The organism is Actinacidiphila paucisporea (assembly GCF_900142575.1).
GTDB classification, from domain to species: Bacteria; Actinomycetota; Actinomycetes; order Streptomycetales; family Streptomycetaceae; genus Actinacidiphila; species Actinacidiphila paucisporea.
In genome coordinates, this window is record NZ_FRBI01000021.1 from 48,961 (window position 1) to 61,788 (window position 12,828).

At 74.4% G+C, this 12,828-nt stretch carries 12 protein-coding genes; 9 read left to right on the top strand and 3 right to left on the bottom strand.

What is annotated here, in order from left to right:
• The first annotated feature begins 177 nt into the window (after positions 1-177).
• The 3 genes from BUE44_RS26025 (at position 178) to BUE44_RS26035 (ending at position 3,621) form a co-directional block, all read left to right on the top strand.
• Positions 178-1,407 carry a DUF5685 family protein gene (locus BUE44_RS26025; protein WP_073501429.1) on the top strand — a complete coding sequence of 410 codons (1,230 nt, stop codon included), beginning with the start codon at positions 178-180 and terminating at the stop codon, positions 1,405-1,407.
• A 403-nt stretch (positions 1,408-1,810) separates the two neighbouring features.
• Positions 1,811-2,821, top strand: coding sequence for an LLM class flavin-dependent oxidoreductase (locus tag BUE44_RS26030; RefSeq protein WP_073501430.1), 1,011 nt, complete (start codon positions 1,811-1,813; stop codon positions 2,819-2,821).
• On the top strand, positions 2,818-3,621 hold the full coding sequence (locus tag BUE44_RS26035; RefSeq protein ID WP_073501431.1) for an LLM class flavin-dependent oxidoreductase: 804 nt from the start codon (positions 2,818-2,820) through the stop codon (positions 3,619-3,621). The genes BUE44_RS26030 and BUE44_RS26035 overlap by 4 nt, the downstream gene beginning before the upstream one ends.
• A 309-nt stretch (positions 3,622-3,930) precedes the next feature.
• On the opposite strand, the gene BUE44_RS26040 is transcribed toward BUE44_RS26035, so the two are convergent.
• Positions 3,931-4,413, bottom strand: a complete 483-nt coding sequence (locus BUE44_RS26040; RefSeq protein WP_073501432.1) for a hypothetical protein — start codon at positions 4,411-4,413, stop codon at positions 3,931-3,933.
• A 53-nt stretch (positions 4,414-4,466) separates the two neighbouring features.
• Between BUE44_RS26040 and BUE44_RS26045 the strand changes: the two genes are divergently transcribed.
• The 5 genes from BUE44_RS26045 to BUE44_RS26065 all read left to right on the top strand — a co-directional run bounded on the left by BUE44_RS26045 (position 4,467) and on the right by BUE44_RS26065 (position 10,205).
• On the top strand, positions 4,467-4,682 hold the full coding sequence (locus tag BUE44_RS26045; protein ID WP_073501433.1) for a hypothetical protein: 216 nt from the start codon (positions 4,467-4,469) through the stop codon (positions 4,680-4,682).
• A gap of 48 nt (positions 4,683-4,730) precedes the next feature.
• Positions 4,731-5,594: a helix-turn-helix domain-containing protein gene (locus tag BUE44_RS26050; RefSeq protein ID WP_073501434.1), complete on the top strand. Its 864-nt coding sequence runs from the start codon at positions 4,731-4,733 to the stop codon at positions 5,592-5,594.
• A gap of 207 nt (positions 5,595-5,801) precedes the next feature.
• Positions 5,802-7,643: a bifunctional metallophosphatase/5'-nucleotidase gene (locus BUE44_RS26055; protein WP_073501435.1), complete on the top strand. Its 1,842-nt coding sequence runs from the start codon at positions 5,802-5,804 to the stop codon at positions 7,641-7,643.
• A 378-nt stretch (positions 7,644-8,021) separates the two neighbouring features.
• Positions 8,022-9,056 carry a S1 family peptidase gene (locus tag BUE44_RS26060; RefSeq protein WP_073501436.1) on the top strand — a complete coding sequence of 345 codons (1,035 nt, stop codon included), beginning with the start codon at positions 8,022-8,024 and terminating at the stop codon, positions 9,054-9,056.
• 150 nt (positions 9,057-9,206) lie between these two features.
• Positions 9,207-10,205 (top strand): helix-turn-helix transcriptional regulator, encoded by a 999-nt coding sequence (locus tag BUE44_RS26065; protein ID WP_073501437.1) that lies wholly within the window; start codon positions 9,207-9,209, stop codon positions 10,203-10,205.
• On the opposite strand, the gene BUE44_RS26070 is transcribed toward BUE44_RS26065, so the two are convergent.
• Together BUE44_RS26070 and BUE44_RS26075 are read right to left on the bottom strand one after the other, a co-directional pair.
• Positions 10,186-10,647, bottom strand: a complete 462-nt coding sequence (locus BUE44_RS26070) for a PPOX class F420-dependent oxidoreductase (RefSeq protein ID WP_073501438.1) — start codon at positions 10,645-10,647, stop codon at positions 10,186-10,188. The genes BUE44_RS26065 and BUE44_RS26070 overlap by 20 nt on opposite strands.
• A complete protein-coding gene (locus BUE44_RS26075; RefSeq protein ID WP_073501439.1) occupies positions 10,644-11,303 on the bottom strand; it encodes an ArsR/SmtB family transcription factor in 660 nt (219 codons plus the stop codon). Before BUE44_RS26075 ends, BUE44_RS26070 begins: the two co-directional genes overlap by 4 nt.
• Positions 11,304-11,377: 74 nt before the next feature.
• Here BUE44_RS26075 and BUE44_RS26080 point away from each other — a divergent pair, with 74 nt between their 5' ends.
• Positions 11,378-12,625: an MFS transporter gene (locus tag BUE44_RS26080; protein WP_073501440.1), complete on the top strand. Its 1,248-nt coding sequence runs from the start codon at positions 11,378-11,380 to the stop codon at positions 12,623-12,625.
• Positions 12,626-12,828 lie beyond the last annotated feature (203 nt).

A 12,828-nucleotide genomic window follows, 5' to 3' on the forward strand; every position in this document is an offset into this window, starting at 1 on the left:
CGGGTGACGACCAGGGCCGTACGGCCCTGCGCAGGCCGTCTGCCCAGCCGTGCAGGTTTCCATCATGCATTCCCGGACGATGATCCGACAGGCGATAACATGACTGGCTGTCGGTTGAACGAGTTCCGGCGTGACTCGCGGGAATTACGGGGCGCGCGGGGTCACCGGGGGGAATGCATGTTCGGCATCATCAGGCCGTGCCGCCATCGAATGTCGCCGGGAATGGCCGCATCCTGGCTCGCACACCTGTGCGGATTGTGCCTCGCGCTGCGGGACGGGCACGGCCAGGTCGCGAGAATCGCCACCAATTACGACGGCCTGGTCATCTCCGTCCTCGTCGAGGCGCAGACGGCCGCGACGGCGGACCTGCGCAGGACCGCGGGACCCTGCCCGCTGCGCGGCATGCGGACCGCACCGGTCGCCACCGGGGAGGGCGCGCGGCTGGCCGCGGCCGTGTCGCTGGTGCTCGCGTCGGCGAAGATGCGCGACCACGTCGAGGACCGGGACGGCGCCTACGGGCGGCGGCCGGTGGCCGCCGCGGCCCGCGGGGTGGCCCGCCGCTGGGACCGGGCGGGCGCCAGGACCGGCGGGGACCTCGGCTTCGACACCGCGGTGCTGCTCGACGCGGTCGGCAGACAGGGCGCGATCGAGGCGGCGGCCGGCCCCGGCACCGCGCTGCTGACCGTGACCGAGCCCACCGAGACCGCGACCGCCGCGGCCTTCGCGCACACCGCCGTCCTGGCGGGCCGCCCGGCCAACAAGGCGCCGCTGGAGGAGGCGGGCCGGCTCTTCGGCCGGCTCGCCCACCTGCTGGACGCGGTCGAGGATCTCGCCGAGGACACCCGCTCCGGCGCCTGGAACCCGCTCACCGCGACCGGCACCGGCCGCACCGAGGCCCGCCGGCTCTGCGACGACGCGCTGCACGGCATACGACTGGCCCTGCGCGACACCGACTTCGCCGGCTCGGCATCGGGACGGCTGGCCCATGTGCTGCTGGTCCACGAACTGGGCCGCTCGGTGGACCGCGCCTTCGGCGCCGGCGGCTGTCCGCACGCGCCACAGCCGGGCGCCGCGGCAGAGGGCGGCGGCAACCCCTTCGGTGGGAACCCGTACGCGCCGGGCGCCCCCGGTCAGAGCCCCTACGCTCCCGGTGGCCCCGACCACGGCTTCCCCGGCGGCTTCCCGCCGCCCGAGCCGCCGCGCCCGCGCCGCGGACTGCTCGCCGGGTGCGCGGTCTTCGCAGGCCTGTGCTGCACCTGCCAGATGTGCTGCACCGAGCACGAGAACCCGTGGAGCAGGGAGCGCAAGGACCCCTGGTGCGACGACTGCGACTGCGACGGTTGCGACGGGTGCTGCGACTGCTGCAATTGCTGTGATGGGTGCGACGGGTGCGATTGCGGCTGCTGAAGCGAGCCGGAACCGGCTGGTCGAGCAGGGGCTAAGAGGGGTGTCACACCGTACGGGGGGCCCGAGGGAGGGGCGGGAAAAGGCGAAGCATGCGTGTGTGAAGGCCGGACGATCCGTCGAGGCGGGTCAGCGACCGCAACACGAGGCCGACCACACCCGACCGAAGTCGATGTGGTCGCGGGTGACGAGCCGGCAGCTGCGCATACCCACAGTGCAGCAGCCGCCCCCGCGATCCGTCAACACAGGTGAGACGTGCTGTCCACGGGCTGGACATGCTTGACAGCGGGTGTCAGCAGCGGCTTAGCCTTCGGTGAAGCCCCTGGGGGCCCAGTCGCGTTGAGGGACGCGACGGCTGTGTGAAGGCACCACCCGTGCCACTTCCGCGTGTCGACGGAGCCTTCGCATGCCTGCCCACTCGTATCCCTCCGCACCCGTCTTCAACCCCTCCTCGCCGCCCGGCCGACCCGGCCGCACCCTGCATCTGGCCGCCGCGATCGGCGGCGCCCCCGCCGGCCACGGGACGGCGTACTACCGGGACCTCGCCCGGCTCGCCGAGGGCGGCGGCCTGGACTTCGTCACGCTGGAGCTGGGGCCCGCGGACGGCGCCGGGCCGCTGGACGCGCTCGCGCTGCTCGCCGGGGTGGCGCCCGCCACCGGCAGGATCGGCGTCGTACCCGCCGTGTCCGCCGGCCGCGCCGAGTCCTTCGACGTCGCCGTGGCCGTGGCCACGCTGGACTGGGTCAGCCGCGGCCGGGCCGGCTGGCGGCTCGCGGTGCCGGGGCCGCCGGGCGGTCCGAGAAGACGCGGCCGGCAGCCGGAGCGGCCGCCCGCGGTGTGGCGGGCGGCCGGCGACACCGCGGCCGCGGTCACCGGGATGTGGCGCGGGCTGTCACCGACCGCCCCGGTCACCGTGCTCGACGCGACCGAGCCCGCCGCCCGCGAGCTCGCCGCCCGGTACGCCGACGTCGCCGTCGTCCGCATGGCCCGGCCCGAGCGCGCCGGGCTGGCCAGGGCCGAACTCCACGGCCTCGCCGCCGAGGCGGGCCGCGACCCGGATCGGCTGCTGGTGCTCGCCGAGATGTCCGTGGACCTCGGCGGCGGCGAGATCGGCGCGGAACCCGGCGCCGAGATCGCGCTGCTGGCGGACCCCGCGGGCGGCGTGCTCTTCCGCGGCGGCCCGGTCGACCTGGCCGAGCTGATCGCGGACTGGCAGCGGCAGGGCGCGGTCGACGGCTTCCACGTCCGCCCGGTCCGGCCCGCGCGCGACCTGGAGCGCTTCGTCAACGGCACGGCCGCGCTGCTCCAGCACCGCGGCCTCTTCCGCTCCTTCCACCCCGGGGCGACCCTGCGCGAACACCTCGGCCTGCACCGCCCGGCACGTCCCGCCGCCGCCGGCCGCGGGGTGCCGTCGTGACCGCCGGCCCGGCCCCCGGCGCCGTACGCCAGCTGCACTTGGCCGTCCAACTGCTGGGCGCCGGGGGAGAGGCGGGGCCGCGACCCGACTTCGACACCTGCGCCGCGCTGGCCAAGGCCGCGGAACGCGGCCTGTTCGACTTCCTGCTGCTCACCGGCGGCGCCCGGACCGGTGGCGTCCGGCCTGCCGCATCGGCCGCGTACGACACCGGGACCTCTGCCGACGGATGGGCGGGGCCGGAGCGCTGGGGTCCGGAACCGGTCACCGTGCTGCACGCGCTGGCCGCGGTCACCAGCAGGATCGGCCTGGCCGTGGCGGTCCCGGCGGGCGCCGGCGGTGAACCGTACGACCTGGCCCGCAGGATCGCCGCACTCGACCGGGTCAGCGGCGGGCGTGCGGGCGGTCCGCCCGGGCGGTATGGCGAAGCGGCGGGTCCGCAAGGGCGGCCGGTCACGCTGGACTTCGGCGGTAAGGGCGAGGTGCTGATCACCGGGCCCGGCGGGCTCGCGTCCGGCGTCCGGCGCGGCGCCCGGCGGATGCGGGTGCTGTCCCGCTTCGAGCTGGCCGCGGGCGCCGCCGCCACCGCGGCGGCGGCACGCGACCTCGCCGACCGCCTGCACGCGCAGGTGCAGAGCGCCGCGACGGACGGCTTCGTCCTGCACCCCGACCCGGCGGCCGCGGGCCGCGGCCTGGACGCGTTCGTCGACCGGGTGGTGCCGCTGCTCCAGCAGCACGGGTCGCTGCGGACGGCGTACACGGGGACCACGCTGCGGGACCACCTGGGGCTGCCCAGGTCCTAGGGAGGGCGAGGGGGCGCTGCCGGCAGGCGTGCGCTCCCTCGACCGGGCCGCGCAGGACGCCGAGCAGGTCACCTTCCTCGGCAGCGGCTGGACCTACGGGCGGAGTTCCTGGCCGCCACCGCCACCGCCGTCGACGTCCTCACCGTGGCCGCAAATAACCCGGTCCCGCCCGCGATCGCGTGGCCGCCGAGGTGGAGCGGCGCCTCCTGCACGTGCTGAACCTCGACGAGTCGGCTCCCGCCGTGCCGTAGCCGTGCCGCGAAAGCCCTCCGCCCCCACCCGGAGCGCGTCCCGACGGGACGCGGGGTGTCATCGCTCGACGAGCCATTCGACGTCGACGACCGACGCCGGCAGGGGCGCACCGTCGCGGTCGACCAGCCGCGCGGCGGCGACCTCGGCCGGCTCGGGCAGTGCGGCGAGGTTCCAGGTGCCGAAGGGCAGCAGCGGCAGGTCGAGGGCGTGATGCCACTGCCCGTCGGGAGTGTCGCGTACTTCCACCTTGGCGCCGCGCAGCCGCTCCAGCCGCGCGAGCGAATCGCCGGACCACACGCCGTTGGTCTCGTAGGGAGTCACCCAGCCGCCCTGGGACGGTGACGGGCGGAAGCGGACGTCGGTGAGCACGAGCGGATCGGCGAGGCCCACGACCGCTCCGCGGTCGGCGACCCGGGTGGCGCCGCGCCCGCCGCCGAGCGGTGAGTGGCCGATCTCGTCGACCAGGTCCAGGAACTCGTCGACGCTCCGCTGCCGCGCGCCGCCCCACAACCGGTCGGCGAGCACCTGCCGGGTCCGCACCGAGTACCACTCGAAGTACGACCCACAACGACCTCGCGACGAGCCTCGACACCGTGATCGACCAGGGCATCCGGCAGAGCTACCGGCTGGCCGACGACACCGGTCCCGAGGACGGTCCGCTGCCGGCGCGGCGGCGCCTCATCGACGCGATCCGCGAGCGGGACGCGGCGCTGGCGGAGCGCGCCATGCAGGAACTGATCAGGACGGGCCACGGCGTCGCCGTCACCCATCGCCACAGTGCCCATGCCGACCCGGCCCGAACCGGCTGATCGGTCCGGGCGCCGGCCGGTCGAGCGACGAGGGGAGCCTGCGCGGCCATGTGGACGCAGATACCGGAGGCGGACCTGCTGAGCGCCGGCCGCTTCGAGGAGCACCCCGGCTACACCGTCTACCGCGAGCGCGGCGCGCGGAACTGGATGGCCAGCCTCACCGTCTCGGGGACCGCCGAGTACGTCTCCGGCGGGCGCCTCCTCACCACCGGCCCGGGCGACCTGGTCGTCATCACCCCCGGCGCGCCCCAGCATTACCGGGCCTCCGGGGACGCCCCCTGGGGCTACTGGTGGACCCACTTCCAGCCCCGCCCCAGCTGGTTCGACTGGCTGCGCAGGCCCGAGTTCGCCGCCGGCCTCAGCGTCGCACGGCTGGGGCCAGGGGAGGGGCTGCGTCGCGCGGACGCGGCCTTCGCCCGCGTGCACCGCAACGCGATGTCCGCCACCGTCGACGCCCCGCAGGGCCGCGTGCCCGTCGACCGCGGGCCGCGGCACGGCGCCTACGCCACCGAACTCGCCCTCAACGGCATCGAGGAGCTGCTGCTGATGGCCGCCGCCGAGCACGAGTCGCGCGCCGCGGCCGGGCCGGACCCGCGGGTGCGGCAGGTGCTGGACCTGATCGCCGCGGACCCCGCGGCGCCGCTCAGCGTCGACGAGCTGGCGCGGGGGGTCGCGCTCTCCCCGTCCCGGCTCGCCCACCTCTTCCGCGCCGAGACCGGCGACTCCATCGGCAACGTGGTGCTGGCCGCCCGGCTGCGGCGGGCCGCGACCCTGCTGGAGTCCACCGGACTGCCGGTCGGCCGGATCGGCGCCGAGGTCGGTTTCGCCTCGCCCTACCACTTCAGCCGCCAGTTCCGGCAGCGCTTCGGTGTGCCGCCGACGGCCTACCGGGCCGACCACGGGCGCGGATGACCCCGTCGGTGCCGGGTTCCGGCAGCCGGGCGACGCGATCCCCGACAGCCGGTGGCGTACGGCCCGACTCCCCCTCCCCGCAGCAGTTTCCGGCAAAACCGCGACCCGTCCCTGCATGGCCGTTCCGGCCGGCCGCTGCATAGCCTTCCCCCGCGTACTACCCGCCGCTGCCGTCTCGCGGCCTCGTCGACCCCTGGGGGAGACCCAGTGCATCCGCAGACCCACTCCGTTCCGCGCCGTTCCGTCCTCGCCGCCGGGGCGGCTGCCGCCGTCACCGCCACCGTCGGCACCGCCGCGCGAGCCACGCCCGCCGCAGCCGACGCCCCGTCGACCAACGGCTACGTCGACGTCCAACTCGTCAACATCACCGACCTGCACGGCTACATCGCCCCGCCCAGCCCGAGCGAGGGCGGGACGATACCCGACCCGGCGGGCGGCCCGCCGATCGTCACCGGGGGCGCCGCATACCTCGCCACCCACCTCAAGCGGATCAGGGAGAGCCACGCCAACTCCCTGTTCTTCTCCGCCGGCGACAACTTCTCCGGATGGGCGTACTACGCCGACACCCAGAACAACGAGCCCACCATCGAGGTCCTCAACGCGATGGGCCTGCAGTTCTCCTCGCTGGGCAACCACGAGCTGGACAAGGGCATGGACTTCACCATGAACCACATGGTGCACGGCAAGGACTACCCCTTCGACGCGCCCTACTCGAGTCTCCCGTTGTCCACCGGCCGCCGCTTCAAGGGCGCCGACTGGACCTACTACAGCGGCAACGTGGTGCGCCGCGCGGACGGCAGCCGGCTGCTGCCGTCCTGGAACATCGAGTACGTGCAGGGCCCCGGCGGGCGCCGGCTCCCCATCGGGTTCATCCACATGACGGTCGAGGGCTGCGTCGAGGGTCCCGGCTTCAACTGCTCCTACCAGCCCACCCTCCTGACCACCGACCTCGTCGAGAGCGCGAACCGGTCCGCCGCCGAACTCAAGGCGCGCGGTGTCAACGCGCTGGTCGTCGTCATGCACGAGGGCGGCTACGCGGGCGGCGACTACAACTCCGGCAGCAGCCCCACCGGGCCCGCCTTCGAGCTGGCGGCCAAGGCCGACCCCGACATCGGGGTGATCGTCACCGGCCACTGGCACTGCCGCTTCAACATGATGATCAACGACCCCGACGGGGTGCCCCGCCCGGTCGTCGAGGCCGGCTACTACGGCCAGCTCGTCAGCGAGATCACCATCAAGCTGGACGCGCGGTCGGGCAGGATCGTCCGCGAGCTGACGACGTCCACCAACCACGCCGTCACCCGCGACGTCCCCCAGGACGCCGAGATCGCCGACATCGTGGGCTACTGGACCGGCCGGTCCACCGCGCAGGACGCCACCCCCATCGCCCGCCAGACAGGCGACCTCACCCGCGCCGCGAACGCCTCCGGGGAGTCCACGCTCGGCAACCTGGTCGCCGACTTCCTGGTCTGGGAGTCCACCCAGTACGCCGAGAAGGACGCCGCCCGCGCCCCCCGCCCCGCCGACCTCGCCGTCCTCCCGAGCAAACCCCCCAAGGCGCGCTCCGCTCTCGGCGGCGACCTGCCCTACGCCAAGGGCAGTGCGACCGGCGACGCCGACGGAGTGATCCTCTTCGGCGAGGCCTGGAAGGCGTACGGCTTCGACAGCCCCAACATGTCCGCGACCTACACCGGAGCGGCCATCCACGAGGCGCTTGAGCAGCAGTGGCAGACAACCCCCAACGGCAGCGTGGGCTTCTACCCGCTCGCGGTGTCCGACGAGGTCCGGTACGTCTACGACACCTCGCAACCCGTGGGCTCCCGGGTCGACCCGGCGAAGGTCACCATCAAGGGGGAGCCGCTCGACCTGAACGGCAGCTACCGGCTGGCGACCAACGCCTACACGATGCTCGCCTACGACGGCTACGACGCGCTGACCACGTACACCGACCCGGTGCGTCACACCCTCGACCACGAGGGCTTCGTCCGCTACCTGCGCGCCAAGAAGACCGTGACCCCGCCGCCCCTGGGCAGGGCCGCACCGGCTTAGTACTGCAACCACATCTGGGGTGACGATCAGCCTCGGCCGTCGTTGATGTGACTGTGTGCTGATGAGCTGACGGTCGAGCAGGTTGAGTCGTGGCCGAAGGGGATGGCCGGGCTGCGTGCCCGGTTCACCCACCGTTTTGGCAGGGTCCGAACCGGTGCGGGCCCGAACCGGCGTCATATGCCGGTGCGCCCGGCGTGCTTGGGGCCGCCGGGGCGTATGTGTTTCCAGCAAGTTGCCGGTGCTCCGGCCCTCTTGTGTGTTCTCTGTGAGGCCTGAATACTCCCATGAGTGCCCGTCAGGCTGATGTGGCGTTCGTTTATCGGTGCGCGCCTGACAGTACATCGACAAATTCCCCCTCCACCCCCGCAGGAGGAACGAGTGAAGTCCACCCGACGCATACAACTCCTCGCCGTCACCACCGGCATGCTCGCCGCGACCGCGTTCGCCCTTCCGTCCGCCCAGGCCACCCAGGGCGCCGGCACCGCGAAGGTGACGCCGGAAGCGGCGGCGTCGCTCGTCGCCCACCTCGGTGCCGACCGCACCGCGGGCACGTACGTCGACAGCGCCACCGGCACCTCCGTCGTCAACGTCACCAGCCAGGCCGCGGCCGACACTGTCCGCGCCGCGGGCGCCACCCCCCGGCTCGTCACCCACAGCGCCGCCCAGCTCGCCAAGGCCGGCGACGCCACCCGGGCCGCCGACGTCGCGGGCACCGCCTGGTCGGTCGACCCGCGCACCAACACCCTGGAGATCAGCGCCGACAGCCGGGTGACTGCCGCCCAGCTGGCCGCGCTCACCAAGTCCACCGCCTCCTACGGCGACGCCGTCCACATCACCCGGGTGTCCGGCACGTTCAGCCCGCTGCTGTCCGGCGGCGACGCCGTCCTGACCAACCAGTGGCGCTGCTCGGTCGGCTTCAACGTCCGCAGCGGCAGCACGTACTACTTCCTGACCGCGGGCCACTGCACCCAGGGCTACCCGGCCTACTACACCAGCTCGGGGGCGTCCATCGGCCCGACGGTCGGCACGAGCTTCCCCGGCAACGACTACGGCATCGTCCGCTACGACACCTCCGTCGCCCATGACGGCACCGTCGGCAGCCAGGACATCACCAGCGCCGCGAACGCCTTCGTCGGCGAGGCCGTCAAGCGCCGCGGCTCGACCACCGGCATCCACAGCGGCACCGTCCAGGCGCTCAACGCCACCGTCAACTACGGTGCCGACGGGATCGTCTCGGGCCTGATCAAGACCAACGTCTGCGCCGAGCCCGGCGACAGCGGCGGCTCCCTCTACGACGGCACCAAGGCCATCGGCCTGACCTCCGGGGGCAGCGGCAACTGCAGCTCCGGCGGCACGACGTACTTCCAGCCGGTCACCGAGGCGCTCAGCGCGTACGGCGTCAGCGTCTACTAGACGCCGGCCCCGTCCGCTCGCCCCGTTCCCGCGCCCCCGCCGTACGGTCCGTACGGCGGGGGCGTACGGCTGCCCGCGTCCTCGTGCTCCTGCCGGTGCCGCTGGTCCTTGCGGTCAGTACCTGTCCGCGGCCGCTGGCACACTGGCGGCATGCTGGAAACCTCCGCACGGCTGCTGCGCCTGCTGTCGCTCCTCCAGTCCCGCCGGGACTGGAGCGGCCCGGAGCTGGCGGAGCGGCTCGACGTCACCGCCCGCACCGTCCGGCGCGACGTCGAACGCCTGCGGGCGCTCGGCTACCCGGTGCACGCCGCCCCCGGCACCGCGGGCGGCTACCGGCTGGGCGCCGGCGCCGCGCTGCCGCCGCTGCTGCTCGACGACGAGGAGGCGGTGGCCGTCGCCCTGTGCCTGCGCACCGGCGCGGGCGGCACCGTCGAGGGCATCGAGGAGACCTCGATCCGCGCCCTGGCCAAGCTCGAACAGGTGCTGCCGTCCCGGCTGCGGCACCGCGTCCAGTCGATGCAGGCCGTCACCGTGCAGGCGCGCCGCCCGGGGCCGACGGTCGACCAGCAGGTGCTCACCGCGCTCGGCGCCGCCTGCCGGGACCGCGAGCGGCTGCGCTTCGACTACCGCGACCACGGCGGCGCCGCCAGCCGCCGCACGGTCGAGCCGTACCGGCTGGTGCACCACGGCCGCCGCTGGTATCTGCTCGCCTACGACATCGACCGCGACGACTGGCGCACCTTCCGGGTCGACCGCGTCGAGCCCAAGTCCCCCACGGGGCCGCGCTTCACCCCGCGGGCGCTGCCGGAGGACGCGGCCGCCTACGTCGCCAAGGGCGTCACCTCGCGCGCCTACCGCTACCAGGCGGTGGTCGTGCTGCACACCCCGGCCGACACGCTCGCGCAGTACAACTGGTCGGGCTTCGGCACCGTCACCGTACGCGACGACCGCAGCTGCGAACTGCGCACCGGCTTCGAGTCGCTGGACGCGCTCGCGATGTACGTCGGCATGCTCGGCGTGCCCTTCGAGGTCAGGGAGCCGCCCGAACTCGGCGACCACCTGCGGGCGGTGGCCGCCCGGCTGTCCCGGGCGGCCGACACGGCGGCCGAAGGCGCGGGGACGGTCGTCGTCAGTCCAGCGGACCGCTGACCGCCCCGAGCGCACCACTCCCGTACGCCCGGTTCGCGCGCAGGCTGATCACCAGCCGCTTGTCGGCGACCATCGCGGCACGGTATTCGTCCCAGTCCGGGTGCTCGCCGGCGATCGCCCGGTAGACGTCGATCAGCTCCTCGACGGTCGCGTCCCGCGGATCCGCCGCCACCGGGGTCACCTCGGCGTCGCCCTCGGCGACCAGATACGTGCCCATGTCGGGGGTGGCGACGTAGAAGCTGGCCCGCGGGTCCCGGCGCAGGTTGCGGGTCTTGGCCCGGTCGTCGGTCGCCGAGATCCGGATGGTCCGGGTGGCGTCGTCGAAGGTGAACGACACGTTGGACAGCTGCGGCCTGCCGTCCCTCTTGAGGGTGACGAGCACTCCGGTGCGCTGCTTGCGCAGCAGGTCGAGCAGCGAGTCGGTGGCGGGGTCCTGGCTCAAGGTCGCTCCTGGTGGTCGTTCGGTACGGGCTTGTCCGGTGTGGGGGCCGGCGGTTCCGGCTCGGCCCCGGGTTCGGGGTGATGTCCGGGACCGGTTCCGGCGTCGGGTCCGGTGTCGGGTCCGGCAGCGGTTCCTGGATCGGTTCCGGTGTCGGGTTCCGCGAGGGGGAACACCATCGCCGTCGCGCCGATTCCGACCGTGCCCGGGGCGTGCGGGGCCCGGGCGGCGTCGTGCAACTCGCCGAAGAGCGCGGCCAGCCGCTGCCTGAAGTCCGTCCAGACCTCGGGTGCGACCCACAGCTCCGCGTCCGAGGCGACCCCCTCGGCGCCGGGAAGCCGGCGGCCCGCCCGTTCCCGCAGGTTGTGGGCCATCGCCTCGGCGATCAGCCGGGCCCCGTCGTGCCGCTGGTCCGACAGCGGGGAGCCGTGCACCGCCCGGTAGCGGCGCTCCCGGCCGCCCCGGTTGGCCCGCACCTCGGCCAGCTCCACCAGGCCGGCCGCGTCGAGGCGGCGCAGGTGCTGGCTGGCGAGCGCGTGCGAGATGCCCAGCTCGCGGGACAGCTCGGCGGCGGACAGCGGGACGTTCCAGACCAGGGAGACGATACGCAGCCGCACCGGGTGGGCGAGGGCGCGCAACAGGGGATCGGTGGCGGTCATGAGCCCATTACACCCCTCCTGGCGGCCGGCCGCGGGCATTGTCCAGCAGACTCCCAAGCAATAGGTTGGGAGCCATGACGGTGCGGATGGTGCTGCGGGACCGCGGCGCGGCCACGTATCTGGGCGGGATCCTGGTCTCCGGTTTCGGGGACTCGGCGATGACGCTGGTCGCCGGTGTCTGGGTGAAGACGCTGACCGGGTCGAGCAGCCTGGCCGCCGCGGTGACCGCCTGCGTCTGGGCGCCCACCCTGGTGGGGCCGCTGCTGGGCACCGTCGCCGACCGGGTACGCCGCCGGCGGCTGCTGATCGCGGTCAACGCGGCCCTCGCCCTGCTGCTGCCCGCGCTGCTCGCGGTCCGCTCCGGGTCGGACGCCTGGCTGCTCCTGCTGGTGCTCACCACGGTCGGCGTCGGCTCGGTGCTCACGGACGCCGCCGGGGCCGGGCTGGTCGTCACCGCCGTGCCCGCGGCGCTGCGCGGCGACTTCAACGGGCTGCGGATGACCGTCAACGAGGCCATGAAGCTGCTTGCCCCGCTGGCCGGCGCGGGCCTCTTCCTGCGCTGCGGCGGCGGCGCGGTCGCCCTGCTCGACGCGGCCACCTTCGCCCTGGCCGCGCTCGCCTTCACCGTGCTGCGGATCCACGAGGAGCCGCCCGCCCCGCCGGCCGGCGGCTGGCGCGCGCAGACCGCGGAGGGCGTACGGGCGCTGCGCGGCAACCCGCTGCTGGTGCGGCTGGTGGGCGCGGGGGCCGTCGCCATGCTGCTGTCCGGGATCAGCAGCGCCGCGATCTACCAGCTGGTCGACGCCGGCCTGCACCGCCCGCCCGCCTTCGTCGGCGTGCTCTACGCGGTCCAGGGCGCGGGCTCGATCGTGGCGGGGACCGTGGCGGGCGCCGTCATGCGCCGGCTGCCGGAACGCACCTTCACCGCCGCCGGCCTGCTGCTCTTCACCACGGGCGCCGGCCTGCGCGCGATCCCCTCGCTGCCGGTCGTGCTCGCCGGCACCCTGGCGATCGGCGTCGGCCTGCCCTGGGTGATCGTCGCCGTCTTCACCGCCGTGCAGCAGCACACCGAACCCGCACTGGTCGGCCGGGTGGCCGCCGCCGCGAGCACCGTGGTCTTCGGCCCCACCGCGGTGGCCGCGGCACTCGGCGCGGCCCTGGTCGCCCTGGCCGACTACCGGCTGCAGCTCGTCGCGGTCGCCGTGGCCGGCCCGCTGGCGGCCTGGCCCCTGCTCCTGCGCCGCCCTCCCGCCACCCCGGCGCCGGAGACGCCGCCCACGGTCCCGGCCCGTCCGGCCGACGACCCGAGCCGTACGGGCTGACGCGCCGAGCCCGTATCGACTGACGGGCGGAGGCGCACCGGCTGACGACCCGAGCCGTATCGGCCGACGGGCGGCCCTACCGGCCGACGCGTACGCCCCGGCTCGTGACGAACGTCATGGCGGCCCGGGGGCCGCGGCCGTCGGTGCCAAGTCCGTTGCCAGGCCGAGGAGATGGCCGGAAACCTCTTGATCCGGCCGCCGCT